Origin of the sequence: Mycobacterium sp., from assembly GCF_035623875.1 — a bacterium.
Taxonomy (GTDB): Bacteria; Actinomycetota; Actinomycetes; order Mycobacteriales; family Mycobacteriaceae; genus Mycobacterium.
The window spans coordinates 1-18059 of sequence record NZ_DASPSP010000016.1 but is presented as its reverse complement, the minus strand read 5'-3'; the positions used below and the strand labels follow the sequence as shown (position 1 = coordinate 18059).

Genomic DNA, 18059 nt, shown 5'->3' with positions numbered 1-18059 from the left:
AGGAATTTAAGAACAGTTCTGGTCGGCCTATCGAGTCGATGCGTTGCGGATTGCCTGGATGTGCATCGGTACCATCTGTGAGGTTTGCCGTTCGGACGACCTGGACAGGCGGATTGCGCGCAGTCCTGCTGGCCGACCCTGAGCCGGATGTAACCGTCGGCGCAGCCCAGAGGCCCGACCCAGAACTGTACGACAGGAGAGTGGCGTGCCGTACCACAACCCGTTCATCGTGAACGGCAAGATCAGGTTCCCGGAAAACACCGACCTGGTCCGTCACGTCGAGAAATGGACGAAGGTGCGCGGAGAAGGGCTGGCCTACCGTTTCCTGGACTACTCCACCGAACGCGACGGTGTCGCGCGGGACATCTCCTGGGCCGAGTTCGGGACCCGTAACCGGGCGGTCGGCGCCCGGCTGGAGCAGGTCACTCAGCCCGGTGACCGGATCGCGATCCTGTGCCCGCAGAACCTGGACTATCTGGTTGCGTTCTTTGGCGTCTTGTACGCCGGCCGGATCGCGGTGCCGCTGTTCGACCCGGCCGAACCCGGTCACGTCGGCCGTCTGCACGCGGTGCTCGACGACTGCGCCCCATCGGCGATCCTGACCACCAGCGATTCCGCCGAGGGGGTTCGCAAGTTCTTCCGCAGCCGCCCGGCCAAGGAGCGGCCGCGCGTCATCGCCGTTGACGCGGTGCCCGCAGACGTCGGCGCCACGTGGGTGCCCGTGCCGGCCGAGCGCGACACCGTCGCCTACCTGCAGTACACCTCCGGCTCGACCCGCACCCCGACGGGCGTCATGATCACTCATCTGAACCTGCCCACCAACGTGGTCCAGGTGATTAACGCGCTGGAAGGTGAGGAAGGCGATTTTGGCGTCTCGTGGCTGCCGTTCTTCCACGACATGGGCCTGATCACCATCCTCGTGTCCTCGGTGATCGGTTACCCGAACACCTTCATGACGCCGGCCGCCTTCGTGCGCCGGCCCATCCGGTGGATACGCGAGCTCGCCGGCAGGGAGGGCAACACCGGCGGCGCGATCTCCGCCGCGCCGAACTTCGCGTTCGAACACGCCGCGCTGCGGGGGCTGCCCAAGGAGGGTGATCCGCCGCTGGACCTGAGCAAGGTCAGGTGCATCCTCAACGGCAGCGAGCCGGTGTCGGCGTCATCGATACGCAAGTTCAACGAGGCGTTCGGGCCCTACGGTTTCCCGGAGAAGGCGATCAAGCCGTCCTACGGCCTGGCCGAGGCGACCTTGTTCGTGTCGACCACCCCGGCGGCGGAGTTGCCCAAGATCGTTTACGTCGAGCGGGAAGCGCTGAACAACAAGCGGTTCGTCGAGGTGGCCGCCGACGCAGAGAACGGCGTTGCGCAGGCGTCTGCCGGCAAGATCGGTGTGGACGAGTGGGCAGTGATCGTCGATGCCGAGACAGCCAGTGAGCTGCCCGACGGCCAGATCGGCGAGGTCTGGCTGCACGGCAACAACATGGGTGCCGGCTATTGGAACCGGGAAGCAGAAACCTCCGAAGTCTTCAAGAACATCCTGAAGTCGCGCACCAGCCCGTCGCACGCCGAGGGAGCCCCCGACGACGGAATGTGGGTTAGCACTGGCGACTACGGCACTTACCATGAGGGCGACCTGTACATCACCGGCCGAGTGAAGGATCTCGTCATCATCGACGGCCGCAACCACTACCCGCAGGACCTCGAGTACTCAGCGCAGGAATCCAGCCGGGCCTTGCGAGCCGGTTACGTGGCCGCCTTCTCGGTGCCGCTGAACCAGCTGCCCGCCGAGGTGTTCGACAACCCGCACGCCGGCCTGAAATACGATCCGGACAACACCTCCGAGCAGCTGGTGATTGTCAGCGAGCGGGCCACCGGTACGCACAAGCTCGACCATCAGCCCATCGCCGACGACATCCGGACGGCCATCGCCGTCCGGCACGGGGTGACCGTCCGCGACGTGCTGCTGGTGTCATCCGGATCGATTCCGCGGACCTCCAGCGGCAAGATCGGGCGCCGCGCCTGCCGCACCGCCTACCTGGACGGCAGCCTGCGCAGCGGCGTCGCGGCCCCGAATGCCTTCCCCGACGAGGCGGGCTGATCGCGAATATGACTGATACAGATACCGATTCCCAACCATTGGCCGAAGGCGCGGATGTGCCCGCCCGCACCGACATGACCGTCGCCGAGGTGCGGCAATGGCTGCGCAACTGGATCGGCGACGCAGTCGGGCAGTCGCCCGACGCGATTGACGAGGCCACGCCGATGGTGGAACTGGGTCTGTCGTCGCGCGACGCGGTGGCGATGGCCGCCGACATCGAGGACCGCACCGGGGTCACGGTATCGATCGCGGCCGCCTTCGAGCATCCGACCATCGAAAGCCTGGCGACTTGGATCGTCGAGGGCGACCCCTTCGAAGACTCAGCCGGTGCGGACGACATCGACTGGACGCGCAGCGGGCCGGTGGAGCGGGTCGACATTGCCGTGGTGGGCTTGGCCACCCGGTTGCCGGGCGACATGAACAGCCCCGAGGAGACCTGGCAGGCGCTGCTGGAGGGTCGCGACGCCATCACCGATCTGCCCGAGGGCCGCTGGTCGGAGTTCATGGAAGAGCCGCGGCTGGCCGAGCTCATCAAGAAGGCCCGGACTCGCGGCGGCTATCTCAACGACATCAAGGGTTTCGACTCCGAGTTCTTCGCGCTGTCCAAGACCGAAGCCGACAACATCGACCCGCAGCAGCGGATGGCGCTGGAGCTGACCTGGGAGGCGCTCGAGTATGCGCGCATCCCGGCATCGAACCTGCGCGGCGAATCCGTCGGGGTGTATGTCGGCACCTCTGTCATGGACTACAGCTACCTGGCAATGTCCGACCCGACCGTCGCCCACCCCTACGCGATCACAGGCACCGCGAGTTCGATTGTCGCCAATCGGGTTTCGTACTTCTTCGACTTCCACGGCCCGTCGGTCGCGGTCGACACCGCCTGCTCGAGCTCGCTGGTCGCCACCCACCAGGCGGTGCAGGCGCTGCGCAACGGCGAATGTGACGTGGCCGTCGCCGGCGGCGTCAACGCGCTGATCACCCCGGCGGTCACCCTCGGTTTCGACGAGATCGGGCAGGTGCTCGCGCCGGACGGCCGGATCAAGTCGTTTTCGTCGGACGCCGACGGCTACACTCGCTCCGAGGGCGGCGCCATGCTGGTGCTCAAGCGGGTCGACGATGCGCGCCGCGACGGCGATCAGATCCTGGCCGTGATCGCCGGCAGCGCGGTCAACCACGACGGCCGGTCCAACGGCCTGATCGCCCCCAACCCGGACGCGCAGGCCGACGTGCTTCGCCGGGCCTACAAGGACGCCGGCATCAACCCGCGCACGGTCGACTACGTCGAAGCGCACGGCACCGGCACGGTGCTCGGCGACCCGATCGAGGCACAGGCGCTGGGCCGGGTGATCGGTCGTGGCCGCCCGGCCGACAAGCCGGCTCTGCTCGGCGCGGTCAAAACCAATGTCGGACACATGGAGTCGGCGGCCGGTGCCGCCAGCCTGGTCAAGATGGTGCTATCCCTGCAGCACGACAAACTGCCGCCGTCCATCAACTACGCCGGCCCCAGCCCCTACATCGACTTCGACGCAGCGCATTTGCGTGTCCTGGACACCGTTGCCGACTGGCCGCGCTACGGCGGATATGCCGTCGCCGGCGTGTCGAGCTTCGGCTTCGGCGGCGCCAACGCGCACGTGGTGCTGCGTGAGGTGCTGCCGCGCGACGTCCTGGAAAGGCAAGCACGCGAACCCGAGGCAACGCCGGAGGGCGAAGCCAAGACCGCAGAGCAGGGGCCCGCCGCGTACATCGGCGGGGTGCGCTTCGACGAGTACGGCGAGTTCATCGAGGACGAACGCGCGACAGTGCGCGTCGAAGAAGAACCTGAACTTCCCGGCGTCACTGACGAAGCCAAGCGGCTCAAAGAGATCGCACTCGAAGAGCTTGCGGCCGAAGAGATCCCGACGCCGTCGGTACCGCTGGCGGTTTCGGCTTTTTTGACGTCACGCAAGAAGATCGCCGCCGCGGAGCTGGCCGACTGGATGGAAACCCCGGAGGGCCAAGCGTCGTCGCTGGAGTCGATCGGCCGCTCGCTGTCGCGGCGCAACCATGGCCGCTCCCGGGCGGTGGTGCTGGCCCGCGACCACGAGGAAGCTATCAAGGGGCTGCGCGCGATCGCCGACGGCAAGCAGAAGCCGAACGTGTTTAGCACCGACGGGCCGGTGACCAGCGGCCCGGTGTGGGCAATGGCCGGTTTCGGTGCGCAGCACCGCAAGATGGGCAAGAGTCTGTATCTGCGCAATGAGGTCTTCGCCGAGTGGATCGAGAAGGTCGACGCGCTGATTCAGGACGAGCGGGGTTACTCGGTGCTCGAGCTGATTCTCGACGACTCGCACGATTACGGCATCGAGACCAGCAACGTCGTCATCTTCGCGATCCAAATCGCACTGGGCGAGTTGCTCAAACATCACGGCGCCAAACCCGCTGCGGTAGTTGGTCAGTCGCTGGGCGAGCCCGCATCGGCCTACTTCGCCGGCGGCCTGTCGCTGCCGGACGCAACCCGGGTGATCTGCTCACGCTCCCATCTGATGGGTGAAGGCGAGGCGATGCTGTTCGGCGAGTACATCCGACTGATGGCGCTCGTCGAGTACTCCGCCGACGAGCTCAAGACAGTGTTCGCCGACTTCCCCGACCTGGAGGTGTGCGTCTACGCCGCGCCAAGCCAGACCGTGATCGGCGGTCCACCCGAGCAGATCGACGCGATCGTCGCCCGCTGCGAAGCGGAGGGCCGCTTTTCCCGCAAACTTCAGACCAAGGGCGCCGGCCACACCTCGCAGATGGATCCGCTGCTCGGTGAGTTCTCCGCAGAACTGCAGGGCATCACGCCGATGAGCCCGACCGCCGGAATCTTCTCGACGGTGCACGAGGGCACCTACATCAAGCCCGGCGGTGAGCCGATCCACGACGTCGCCTACTGGCTCAAGGGAATGCGGCATTCGGTCTACTTCACTCACGGCGTCCGCAACGCCGTCGACAGCGGCCACACCACATTCCTGGAGCTCGCGCCCAACCCGGTCGCGCTGATGCAGATCGGTTTGACCACTGCAGCCGCGGGATTGCCCGACGCGCAACTGATCCCGACACTAGCCCGCAAGCAGGACGACGTCGATGCGATGACCTCAGCGATGGCACAGCTGTTCGTGTATGGACACGACCTCGACATCCGTACACTCTTCACTCCCGCCGGCGGTCCCGAGGACTACGCGAACATCCCGCCGACCCGCTTCCGCCGCAAGGAGCACTGGCTCAACGCGCACTTCTCCGGTGACGGGTCGGTGCTGATGCCCGGCACCCATGTCGCGATGCCGGACGGCCGGCACGTCTGGGAGTACGCGCCGCGTGATGCCACCGATTTGGGGGCATTGGTGAAAGCCGCTGCGATACAGGTGCTTCCGGATGCCCAGCTGGTTGCTTCCGAGCAACGGGCAGTGCCGGCCGAGAACGCCCGGCTGGTGACGACGTTGACCCGCCACCCCAGCGGAGCGGCCGTTCAAATCCACGCCCGCATCGACGAATCCTTCACGCTGGTCTATGACGCGCTGGTGTCGCGGGCAGGGCAAGCTTCGGTATTGCCGACGGCCGTTGGCGCCGGTGCGGCGATCGCGCAGACGGTCACCGCCGCGCCGGCCGAGGTGGCTGCACCGGCTGCCGAGCCGGCTGCCGACGAGCCGGACGATGCCGGCACCCTGAGCGACAGCCTCACCGCACGGCAGCTGAGCGGCGGATTGCAGCGCTGGTCACCGGATTCCGGTGAGACCGTCCGCGACCGGCTGGCCGCCATCGTGTCGATGGCGATGGGTTATGAGCCCGAGGACCTGCCGTGGGAGGTGCCGCTGATCGAGCTCGGTCTGGACTCGATGATGGCCGTGCGGATCAAGAACCGCGTTGAGTACGACTTCGACCTGCCGCCGATTCAGCTGCAGGCGGTCCGCGACGCCAACCTCTACAACGTCGAAAAGCTGATCGAGTACGCGATCGAGCACCGCGACGAGGTGCAGGACCTGCACGAGCACCAGAAGACTCAGACAGCCGACGAGATCGCCAAGGAGCAGGCGGCGCTGTTGGCCGGCGCGACACCGGAATCGGTGACCCAAGCCGTCGAAACGCAGCCCGAGGCGCCGGCTTCCGACGCACCGATTCCGCCGCCGCCCACCAACCCCGCCGGCCCGGCTAGTCCCACTGGGCAGCCCAACCTGGCGGCTGCCGCGCAGGCACTCAACCAGCAGGCCGTCGCTGAGGCGCTTAATTCTGATGTGCCGCCGCGGGATGCCGCCGAGCGGGTCACATTTGCAACGTGGGCGATCGTCACCGGCAAGTCCCCGGGCGGCATCTTCAACGCGTTGCCGAAGCTGGACGACGCCGCCGCCACCAAGATGGCGCAGCGGCTTTCCGAACGCGCCGAAGGGCCGATCAGCGCCGACGACGTCAAAGCCGCCGCGACTATCGAGGAGCTCGCGACGACGGTGCGCGAATACTTGGAGGGGGGCCAGATCGACGGCTTCGTGCGCATCATCCGCGCCAGGCCCGAGGGTTCCACCAAGCCGCCGGTGTTCGTGTTTCACGCCGCGGGCGGATCGACGGTGGTCTACGAGCCGTTACTCAACCGCCTGCCGCCGGACATCCCGATGTACGGTTTCGAGCGCGTTGAAGGCACCATCGAAGAGCGTGCCGCCCAATACGTTCCGAAGCTGCGTGAGCTGCAGGGCAACGGGCCGTTCATCCTGGTCGGCTGGTCACTGGGCGGGGTGCTGGCCTACGCCTGCGCGATCGGGCTGAAGCAACAGGGCTGCGACGTGGCGTTCGTCGGTCTGATCGACGCGGTGCGCGCCGGTGAGGAGATCCCGCAGACCAAGGAGGAGACCCGCAAGCGCTGGGAGCGTTACGCCCGCTTCGCCGAGCGGACCTTCAACGTCGAGATCCCTGAAATCCCTTACGAGCAGCTCGAAGAACTCGACGACGAGGGACAGGTCAAGTTCGTACTGGAGGCCGTCAAACAGAGCGGTGTGCAGATCCCCGGCGGGATCATCGAACATCAGCGCACGTCGTATCTGGACAACCGGGCGATCGACACCGTCCAGATCCAGCCCTACGACGGTCACGTCACGCTGTACATGGCCGACCGCTACCACGACGACGCGATCGTGTTCGAGCCGCGCTACGCCACCCGCAAGCCCGACGGCGGCTGGGGCGAATACGTCTCCGATTTGGAGATCGTGCCGATCGGCGGCGAACACATCCAGGCCATCGACGAGCCGATCATCGCCAAGGTCGCCGCGCATATGACCCAGGCGCTCAACCAGATTGACGCCCCCCTTGTTGGGAGAAGGAAGTCTAGGTGACCACGAAGACCACCGCCGAGCTGCTGGCCGAACTCCACGAAAAGCTGGAACTTGCCAAGGAACCCGGCGGCGAGAAGGCCGCCGCCAAGCGGGACAAGAAGGGCATCGCCAGCGCCCACGCCCGCGTCCACGCGCTGCTGGATCCGGGCAGCTTCCTCGAAACCGGGGCGCTGGCCCGCACGCCGGGAGATCCAAACGCGCTCTTCGGCGACGGCGTGGTCACCGGCCGCGGCACCATCAACGGCCGGCCGGTCGGGGTGTTTTCGCACGACCAGACGGTTTTCGGTGGCACGGTCGGAGAGATGTTCGGCCGCAAGGTCGCTCAGTTGATGGAGTGGTGCGCGATGGTGGCGTGCCCGATCGTCGGCATCAACGACTCCGGCGGCGCTCGCATCCAGGACGCGGTGACCTCGTTGGCGTGGTATGCCGAGCTGGGCCGCCGCCATGAGGCGCTGTCCGGGCTGGTACCGCAAATCTCCATCATCCTCGGCAAATGCGCTGGGGGAGCGGTGTATTCGCCGATCCAGGACGACCTGCTGGTCGCGGTGCGCGACCAGGGCTACTTCTTCGTCACCGGGCCCGACGTGATTCAGGAAGTCACCGGCGAGGACGTCAGCCTTGACGAGCTCGGCGGTGCCGAAGCGCAGGCCCGCTACGGAAACCTGCATCAGGTCGTCGAATCTGAAGCGGCCGCATTCCAATACGTGCGCGACTTTCTGTCGTTCCTGCCGTCCAACTGCTTCGACCAAGCGCCGACTATCAACCCCGGTCTTGAGCCGGAGATCACCCCGCATGATCTGGAGCTCGACTCGATCGTGCCGGATTCCGACAACATGGCCTACGACATGCACGAGATCCTGCTGCGGATCTTCGACGACGGCGACTTTCTCGACGTCGCCGCACAGTCCGGGCCGGCCATCATCACGGGGTTCGCCCGGGTGGACGGGCGCCCGGTCGGCGTGGTCGCCAACCAGCCCATGCATCTGTCCGGATCGATCGACAACGAGGCCTCCGACAAAGCGGCTCGGTTCATCCGATTCTGCGACGCGTTTCATGTGCCACTGGTGTTCGTCGTGGACACCCCTGGCTTCCTCCCCGGCGTCGAGCAGGAGAAGAACGGCATCATCAAGCGTGGCGGCCGGTTCCTGTACGCGGTCGTCGAGGCTGACGTGCCCAAGGTGACGATCACGGTCCGCAAGTCCTACGGTGGGGCCTACGCCGTGATGGGCTCCCGGCAGCTCACCGCCGATTTCAACTACGCGTGGCCGACTGCGCGCATCGCGGTGATCGGCGCCGAGGGTGCCGCGCAACTGCTGATGAAGCGGTTTCCCGACCCCACCACGCCCGAGGCGCAGGCGATCAAGAAAGACTTCATCGAAGGCTACAACCTCAACATGGCGAACCCGTGGATCGCCGCCGAGCGTGGGTTCATCGACGCGGTCATCGAGCCGCACGACACCCGGCTGCTGCTGCGTAAGTCGCTGCACCTGTTGCGTGACAAGCAGCTATACCGGCGAGTCGGCCGCAAGCACGGGCTGATCCCGATCTAAGTTCACCGCCGAGCCGCTGGCAGGCTAGACCGGCGCGACAAAGTCAGACGTGTAGAACTCGGCTGGGTTCTGTGAAAACTGGATCGGTCGCTGGATGAATACCCACGACGCCCGGACCCCCGGAGTCGCATGGCGAATTCGATGCCCGAGGCACCTGGATCAGTCTGACGTCGTAGTGGGTGCCTGGCGAATTCGGGCTGGCCAAATGCACTTCTGCGGCTACCGTGCCCCCGGTGGCGCGGATAACTGCTGAGGCTGCGGCATCACAGAGCCAATTGTCTCCCTAAAACGCTCCGGTATCTACTCCGAGCACGGCGAAACCTATTGCGCGGCAGCAGCAATCAACGACCGCATAAGCGGAACAAATGCATACTGCGCGCACGCATCCACGGAAGGAGGCGCGGAAACAGTTCGTAAACAGCTCGCAGCAACGCCAGATAAGATTGCCCGGCTCCTCCCCGGCAATAACGTATAGGCCGGGTATACATCCGAGTTTGTCGCGGTGCATCCTAGTTCCAAAGCCGTTGCGGGCCGAGAGGAGAAACCGATGGCCCCAGACCGTCTGAGCAGTGTCGTCGGTTTGTGCGCCGCGCCGCTCACGATCGCCCTGTCGCTTCCCCCAACTGCCTTCGCCGACACTCCCTCCTGGAACGGCGAGTACGCGATCACGTTCATGGTTGGTCCAAAGTCCGGGACTAGCATGGCCGTCGGTGACCCCGAGGTGCAGCACACAGATATCTATGGATTCCGCTCAAGCTGCACAGGCGGAAAGTGCATCGCCACGATCGTCAGCGGCCCTCCGCCGAGCAACCCGACGGTTCCGCAACCGGTGCAATTCACCTGGGACGGGTCGTCTTGGACGCAAGTCAGCGATTTCCAGTGGGACTGCATGATGCCCGACACCACGATCCAATGGAGTCCGGCCCGATCCAATGTGCGCTACACGCCCCAAGCCAACGGAACACTTGCCGGTGTCATGCACACCGACATCTTGAGCGGCCCGTGCCAGGGCTGGATCGAAATGGACATGACGGCCGAGCGCGCATGACGGTATAGGCAAGACCGACATTACGTTCCCCGGGACGCTGCGCGTCCCGCATCGTCGCCGAGCTAGGGCTTGATCCGGATCTGGCCCGGCGACCACAACCCGCTGCGGGTCGCGGTGCCCAGCTCGAGCTGGGCCGGGTGAGCGTCGACGATTGTGTCGAACTTGCGCAGCGATCCCCAGTCGCGGCCCCAGTCATGCGAGAGGTACGTCGACATCACATGGGCTCGCAGCAAAAGGTCGGTGATGCCCAGCAGGCCGCCGTTGACGCCGTCCTGCCAGGTGTCGGTGTCCTGCTTCTTGGCGTTGTAGTCCGGGGTGATGCGGAACTTCGGGATGTCGGTGACGCCGTTGACTTGCAGCATCGGCTGCTGGCAAGGGAACGCCAGCCCGACCGCCCAGTCCAGCAGCACCGGCTGCGTCGAGCCGATGTACTCCTGCAGCGAGCGCAGCACCGGCACCCGCGGCGGGGTCAGCGCGATCCAGTCCTCTGGCGTCAGCGACAGGTCCTCGGCCACCACCCGCACCGCGACCGTGTCCGCGGGCATCGCCGACCGCGCGAAGCGCAGGTTGCGCCACACCTTGGGCTGCTCCCCGTACAGGTCGTAGGGCACCAGGCGCCCGGCCGGCAGCACGTCGCCGCCGGGTCCGGCCCTGCCGAATTCCAGCACCACGGTCTGTCCGTCGGTGTGGTGGTGCAGCACGCTGTTGCCGGCGATCGTGCCCGCGGCGGTTACCACAACCAGGGGATGGCCCGCGTCCGCCTTCGGCAGCTGGTACCACGCCGAGGTGAGCCTGCTCTGCTGTTGCGCGCCAGTGGTGTAGCTGCCGGCCAGCGGAACCCGTTGGGGGTCGAGGCCGTACGGCAGCGGCACCGTCGATCCGTTGATGCCCGGCGCCGTCAGCTTGAGCGGCGCATCCCAATCGTAGTCGGTGCCGGGCTGTGGGACCGCCGTCTCCTTGACCGACTCGGCCAGGGTGCGTTCCGGTACGCCGTTGGGGCTGAACCCTGTTGGGTTGACACCACCCAGCGGGCCCAACGGGCCGAAATTGTCGGGTAGCGGCGGCATAAAGCCGGCGTTGCTGTCCGGCTCGACGAGGATGTCGTCGGCCAGTCCGCAGCCTCCGCTGAACTCCCGGAGGTTGTCCCAGGCGTTGGAGTAGGTCGGGTACTGGCGCACAACTCCGATCACCATCGACGCGACGAAAACCAAGACCATGAACCCGGCTACGATCGGCACCGGTGCCGCGGTCAGGGCATGCACCAGCCGGCCTTCTCCGCGGCCGCGCGGGGCGAAGTGCAACCAGGCGGCATACAGCGCGGTGATCACGAAGAGAATGAAAAAGATTGTGCTGACCGTGATTCCGGCGATTTTCGGCATTGTACTGTTGAACGGCACGCCGTAGCTCGACACATACCACCAGCCGTTGGTGGTGGCGAAGCACAGCGCCATCACGAACATCAAGGCCGCCATGAACGCCATCCGGTTACGCGGAGAACGCAGCACCGCCGGCGACACCAGCACCGTGGTCAGTGCGGCCATCGCCGCCCCCACCGCGGCGAATAGGCCGAAGTGGTGCACCCATTTGGTGGGGGTGAACATCAGGAAGAACATCGTGCCAAAGATGACGCCCATCAGCCGCCACGCCGGCCCACGCGCCACGCCGGAAATTCGCTTGCGCCGCAACATGATGAATACCGCGGTGAAGAGGCACAATGCGGTGATCAGGAAGCCGAACCGGCGGGACAGCGAACCGTCGACGGTGGGCAGGATCAGGTAGTAGTACCGCAGGTTTTCGGTGTACCAGGCTTGGCTGGGCCCGATCGCGGTCCGAATCCTGGTGGCCTCCAACACCGTTGACAGTGTCTGGTCGGCGAAGACGACGGTGAGGATGACGGACCCGGCCGCCAGCATCGGCGCCACCAACGGCCAGGTACCGACGATGCGATGCCGGCGGACCAGGATTCGCAGGATCGGTCGCCCACCGGCGATCAGCGCCGCCACGGCGATCAGCCCAGTGGGCTGGACACCAAGGGTGAACGCCGCGGTGATGACGGCCAGCGCCGCCGGCGTCATCCGGCTGTACCGCATCGACCGCTCGATCAGCACGTAGGTGATCAGCGACCCGACCGCGATGATCGGCTCGGGTCGCAGGCCGTTGTTGAACGGCATCCAGGCCGCCAGCAACACCATGCCCGCCGCCCACATCGCCGGCTTGCTGGACGCCACCGCCGGCCCCAACCGCGGCAGCACCTCCCGCGATAGCAGCAGCCAGCACACCACCCCGGCGACCAAGTCCGGCAACCGCATCCACAAGCTGGCGTCGCTGACTTTGGTCATCAGCGCCAGCAGGTTGTAGTACCAGCCGAACGGGTCTTCCGGGCTGCCGAACCAGCGGAAGTAGTTGGACATGTAGCCGGCGGGACCGGCGACGCGCGCCATGCCCAGTATGTAGCCGTCGTCGGAGGAGTTGGCGCCGATCACATGCCACAGCAAGAAGCCGAATATGACCGTGGCGTCGGCCAGGGTGAAGGTGCGCCAGTTGGCCGGAATGAGCCGGCGCATCCGCCGCCCGTCCGATTGGTCGAGGCGCCACAGCGCGACCAGCGACACGATGGTGGACGCGATCGCCAGCACCATCGCGGCCAGTTTCAGAGTCGTCGGTGTGGTGGAGAACCGGGTGTCGATGGTCGCCGAAAACCGCAGCCCGGGCGGAGCGGGACCGGTCAGATCCGTGAACACCCCGACGATCTGCGGGCGCAGGTTGGGATCGGGGAAACCATCGCGTACCGGCTTGCCCGCCGGATCGGTCAACCCGACGAAGGTGGCGTAGGCGCCGGCTTGGGTGGAGGTGATCTCGATGCGCTGGCATTGCGGGGACACTGCCTGATCCCGCGGCACGCTGGCGATCACCACGTTGCGGTCGGTGACGTCGACACGCTTGCTGTTGGCGACGACGAACAACCCGTTCAGCGCGGCGTCCTTGCCTTTCTTGGGTGCCGTGCTCAGCACGACCCCGCCCTCACGTGGCAGGGCGCGCACCACGGAGCACGGCACGGTTACCGTCACGTCGACCGGTGTCAGCGAAATCAGTGGTGCCGTAACACTGTTCAGCTGACCGCTTTGCGGCCAGTTCAGCGTCGCGGTGGTCTGCACGACCGGCAGCAGCGGCGTCGCGACCGACAAGACGAAACCGATCAACCCGGCGATCGTCGCGACCCAGCGCGTCACACGGATGTCTTGCCGGGGGGCCGCCTCGTCTTCGCGGTTCCTGACGGTGGTGACGCTCATGGTAGGGCTCGAATCGGTCCGTGCCGGCTCCAGCCGTGCATTGTGATCACACCCTGTTCGATAGCGGCATCCGGTGCGTCATCGGCCGGCACCAACGGGTAATACTGCTCAACCGATCCCCAGTCGCGATACCAGTCACCGCGCAGGTACGTCGAAACCGTCGAGGTACGCAGCATCGCCCGAGTGAACAGGAACGGACCCCCGTCCTCGCCGGCCTGCCACCCGTTCGACGACGCCGCCGTCTGTTTGTGATCGGGCAGGATGCGATATTGCGGAAGTTCGGCAACGCCGAGGTGTTCGGAGAACGGCCGCTGGCAGGGGAAGTTAGCGGCGGTCGCAATGTCCATCAGCACGGGTGTGTGCGATCCGATCAGTTGCTGCAGGGTCTGCAGCACCGGCACCCGCGGTGGCGTGAACGCGAACCACTGCTCGGAGCTCAGGTTCGGGTCGTAAGCGACGATACGAGCCACGTTGGCCTCCGGTGGCGCCCAGGTCAGCGGGAACCGCAGATTGCGCCACGCCGGCTCTGGCCCGATGTCGATCGGCTGTACCTCCGTGAGCGGCTGGGTGGTGCCGTCGGGGCGGGCGACGCCCCACTGCAGTTTCAGCAACTGCCCGTACGTGAAGGTGCCGTCCTCTTTGTACGACCAGATAGCACCGGTGGCGGAGACCACCACCAGCGGCCGGTCCGGGCTGCGCGGCGGCAACTGGTACCACGCGGAGGTCGCGGTGGCGGCCAGCGTGTTCTCGCCGTAGCTGCCCATCACCGGTGTGCGGGCCGGGTCGAGGCCGAACGGAAGTGCGGCGTGCGACCCGTTCACCCCGACGGGGCCTTTCCCGCCGGCCGTGCCCGCGGAGTCACTCATGGTGGCGTTGGGTTTGTTGGGTGACCCGGTGGAATTGACCACCCCAGGTTTGGTCACCACCGGGTACGATCTCAGGTCGTCGCCCACCCCGTCGGGTTTGAAGCCGACAGGATTGCTCCCCCCGAGCGGGCCGTCAGGTCCAAAGGTCTGTCCCGGCACCGGATGCAACATGCCGGCATTGGGGTCGGGTTCGGTCAACACGTCGTCCGCCATGGCGCAGCTGCTGGGCGAGAGCCCCGACGCGAGTGCGGCCAGGTCGGCCTTGGCGGTGGTGTAGAGCGGATAGCGGAACACCGCGCCTTTGGCCAGCGAACCCACCTCGCCGAGCACCATGATCGTCGCGACCACCAGCAGTGGGGTCGACGCCAGGACGCGGTTGCGCCGGTTGTCGGTGACTTCGGTGTGCCCGGCATAGTCCATCCGGAAGTGGTACCAACCGGCCAGCAGCCCGGTGATGATCGACAGTGTCAGGAACATCGTCGTCACCGGATGGCTGGCGATGACGGGCGGGATGTCGTACCACGGCACCCCGTAGTTGCCGACGTAGAACCAGCCGTTGATGCCGGACGTGGCCCACGCCAGCACGAACAGCAGCGCCGTCACATACAGCGTCAGGTTGCGGCGATTGTGCAGCCCGATCCGGGCGCAGGCGAACGCGGTGACAGCCCCCAGGGCACCGGCCAACCCGGCGAAGGCGCCAAACTGCACGGCCCACTTCGTCGGCGTAAACGTCAGGAGCAATAGGCCAATCGCGGTGGTGCCGATCAACCGCCAGGCCGGGCCGCTGGCCAACCCGGGCACCCGGCCGCGGCGCAGCAATATGACCAGCATTCCGAACAGGCACAACAGCAGCACTAGCACCGCGAATCGCCGCGCCATCGACCCGTCAGGGTTCGACTCCACGGTAAGGAAGTAGTAGCGCAGCCAGTCCTGGTACCAGGCGATCGTCGGCCCGACCTTGTATTTGATGCGCGCCGACTCGGCGACCGTGGCCAGCGTTTGACTGCGGAACACCACCACCGTGATCAGCGACAACGACGCCGCCAGCACCAATAGAGGCGCCAGTAGCCCGTCGGTGGCCTGGCGCCGCCGGATCGTCTGGGCGATGGCCCGGGCCCCGGTCAGCAGCGCCGCGAGCGCGATCAACCCCTGCGGTGCCAGGGTCACGGTCAGCATCGCGACCACGATCGCGACCGCGGCCGGAGCCAATCGTCGCAACGCGATCGCGCGTTCCACCAACATCCAGGTGGCCACCACACCGAGTGCGATCAACGGTTCAGGGCGCAAGCCGTTGTTGAACGGCAGCCACGCGGCCAAAAACACCGCGCCCGCAGTGACTACCGCCACCCGATTGGCCGCCAGACCGCCAATTCCAGGCCCCAGTCGCCGCAGCACCCAATGGCTGATGATCAGCCAGCACACGATCCCGGCCAGCGTGGCCGGTATCCGCATCCACACACCGGCGGTGCTCACCGCCGCCAACTTGGACAGCACCGCGAGATACCAGTCGAACGGCGCTTCCGTCGTCCCGAAGTACCGGTAGTAGTTGGCCACATACCCGGCCTTCGGCGCGACCCGGGCGATGGTGAGGTTGTAGCCGTCGTCCGACGAGGTGGCGCCGATGACATGCCAAACCAGCAGCGTCGCGATCACCCCGGCGTCGGCGAGCCAGGTGGCGACCCCGGGCCGTAACCAACGACGCCAGTTGCGCGGCATCCGCCGGCCCGACTGCCGGTCCAGGACGGCCAGCGCGACGATCGAGGTCACCACGGCGAGCCCACCCAGGGCCATCACGCCTTTCTTGAGCATGGTGGGGGCGACGATGAACCGGGTATCAACGTCGATGCGAGCCGACAACCCCGGCTGCGCCGGCACTTTCAGGTCGGTGAAAATCCCGCCGACCTGCGGCTTCTTCTCCGGTGCGAGAGTTTTTGCGGCCCCCGGTATACCGACGAAGTCGGCACCCGCCACGCCCGCGTCGGCCCAGATGTGCAACGCACTGCAGGCGCCGGAGCCCACCGCCGAGCGGGCCGCCACCACAGCAACCGAGTCACGGAACGCCACGACGACCGCGTCCTTGTTGGCCCGGACGAACAGCCCGCTTTTACCGGTCTGGAAGCCGTTGACCGGCAGCGTCGAGAGCACCAGGCCGCCGTCGGCGGGCAGGGTGGCGATCGCCGAGCAGGGGATGGAGATATCCAGCGCTCGCGGCGCCCCGGATACCAGCGGCGCGGTGATATCGGTCACATGCCCGTCGCCGGTGAGGCCCTGCGGCCAAAGGATTGTCGCGGTCGTCTGTTTCACCGGAAGCAGCGGAACAACTGCGCAGAGCAGCGCCCCGGCAATCCCGGCGACGACGGCGATCCAACGCGCGAGCTGGCGCGTCGATCGCTCACTTTCGTCGTGGGGCACGAGGGACGATGGTAGGCGACTGCGTTCGTCCGGCGACGATCCAGCCCGCGTGGCGGGCTGGGGAGCGTCTGGATAACCGGATTAAGCCGATCTGTGATGCAAATCCGAACAGCCCGGCAACACCCGATGACCGTGCAGGTCCACGCGCCGAACCCGCAGATGTGGTCCGGTGAGGACGCCGGACGCACCTTCCAGCGGGGTTCGACTCCTTCGCTCAAACATGGTTTAGTGGTCGCTCGGTGGTGGATTTAGCGGAGCAACAAGCAATCACCACCGGCCACTGGCGTGAGTTGTGGAGCACCCAGTATCTGCGAACGTCGGCTGTGGTCGCCGGGGGCGTGGTCCTTTATTCGACCAATGAGTTCCTGACGATCAGCATGCTGCCTAGCACGATCAACGAGATCGGCGGCGAGCGGATCTATTCATGGGTGACGACGCTGTACCTCGTCGGGTCGGTGGTCGCGGCGGCGACCGTGAATTCTTTACTTCACCGCGTCGGCTCATGCGTGTCCTATCTCCTGGGCTTCGCGGTGTTGGGCGCCGGCAGTGTGGTCTGCGCGGCGGCACCGAACATGGAGGTCTTGCTGGCGGGCCGCTTTCTGCAGGGGCTGGCTGGCGGCCTGCTGTGCGGCCTGAGTTTCGCGGTGATCAACTCCGTGCTGCCGCGCTACCTGTGGAGCCGCGGTGCGGCGATGGCGTCCGCGATGTGGGGCGTCGGTGCGCTGGTCGGACCTGCGCTGGGCGGTGTCTTCGCGCAATTCGGCGCGTGGCGGTGGGCGTTCGGCTTGCTGGCCATGCTCAGCGTGGCGATGTCGGTGCTGGCACCGGGCGTGCTGTCGGCAGACAAGCAGGATCGCGCCCGCGCCGCGACGCAGATTCCGGTCCCGTCGATAGTCCTGCTGGGCGCCGCCGCACTGGCAGTCAGCGTGGCGTCTCTCCCACATAACACCGTCGCGACGGCCGGTCTGCTTGCTGTTGGCGCCGCGCTGGTGGGGACGTTCCTGGTCGTCGATCGACGGATGACCGCGGCGGTGTTGCCCGCCAGCGTCTTCGGATTTGGTCCGTTGAAGTGGGTCTACTTAACCCTGGGTCTCCTGGTTGCCGCGACCAAGGTCGACCTTTATGTCCCGTTGTTCGGCCAGCGACTCGCGCACTTGGGGCCGATAGTGGCCGGGCTGTTGGGCGCGGCGCTATCGATCGGCTGGACGATCAGCGGGCTGGGCAGCGGTTCACTGAACAAGGCCCGCTCGATCGTCGGTGTGGTGATAGCGGCACCGGTGGTGATGGCGATCGGGCTGGCGCTGGCCGGAGTTACCCACGTCCAAGGCGCACCGGTCGGCGTGATCATCTTGTGCGCGACGGCGCTGCTGGCCGTCGGGATCGGTATCGGCGCCGCGTATCCGCACCTGTCGGCGTGGGCGATGGGCGATGTCGACGACCCCGCTGAGGGCAGCGCCGCTGC

At 66.4% G+C, this 18059-nt stretch carries 7 protein-coding genes; 5 read left to right on the top strand and 2 right to left on the bottom strand.

The genetic code is table 11. The annotated features are described in order from the left end of the window. Positions 1-205: 205 nt before the first annotated feature. The 4 genes from fadD32 to VEI45_RS01370 all read left to right on the top strand — a co-directional run bounded on the left by fadD32 (position 206) and on the right by VEI45_RS01370 (position 10029). The gene (gene fadD32 / locus VEI45_RS01385; RefSeq protein ID WP_324849389.1) at positions 206-2098 is read left to right on the top strand and encodes a long-chain-fatty-acid--AMP ligase FadD32; all 1893 of its coding nucleotides are present in this window, start codon (positions 206-208) and stop codon (positions 2096-2098) included. Positions 2099-2106: 8 nt separating this feature from the next. Then, the gene (pks13, locus tag VEI45_RS01380; protein WP_414687373.1) at positions 2107-7431 is read left to right on the top strand and encodes a polyketide synthase Pks13; all 5325 of its coding nucleotides are present in this window, start codon (positions 2107-2109) and stop codon (positions 7429-7431) included. Continuing rightward, entirely contained in the window at positions 7428-8981 is a 1554-nt protein-coding gene (locus tag VEI45_RS01375; RefSeq protein ID WP_324849387.1) for an acyl-CoA carboxylase subunit beta, read from the top strand. The genes pks13 and VEI45_RS01375 overlap by 4 nt, the downstream gene beginning before the upstream one ends. Positions 8982-9528: 547 nt before the next feature. Beyond that, positions 9529-10029, top strand: coding sequence for a hypothetical protein (locus VEI45_RS01370; protein WP_324849385.1), 501 nt, complete (start codon positions 9529-9531; stop codon positions 10027-10029). A gap of 62 nt (positions 10030-10091) precedes the next feature. On the opposite strand, the gene VEI45_RS01365 is transcribed toward VEI45_RS01370, so the two are convergent. Together VEI45_RS01365 and VEI45_RS01360 are read right to left on the bottom strand one after the other, a co-directional pair. Beyond that, positions 10092-13319 (bottom strand): arabinosyltransferase domain-containing protein, encoded by a 3228-nt coding sequence (locus tag VEI45_RS01365; RefSeq protein ID WP_324849383.1) that lies wholly within the window; start codon positions 13317-13319, stop codon positions 10092-10094. Then, a complete protein-coding gene (locus tag VEI45_RS01360) occupies positions 13316-16597 on the bottom strand; it encodes an arabinosyltransferase domain-containing protein (RefSeq protein WP_324849380.1) in 3282 nt (1093 codons plus the stop codon). Before VEI45_RS01360 ends, VEI45_RS01365 begins: the two co-directional genes overlap by 4 nt. Positions 16598-16836: 239 nt before the next feature. Between VEI45_RS01360 and VEI45_RS01355 the strand changes: the two genes are divergently transcribed. Continuing rightward, positions 16837-18059: MFS transporter (locus tag VEI45_RS01355; protein ID WP_414687372.1), on the top strand; the 1223-nt coding region annotated here is incomplete at its 3' end.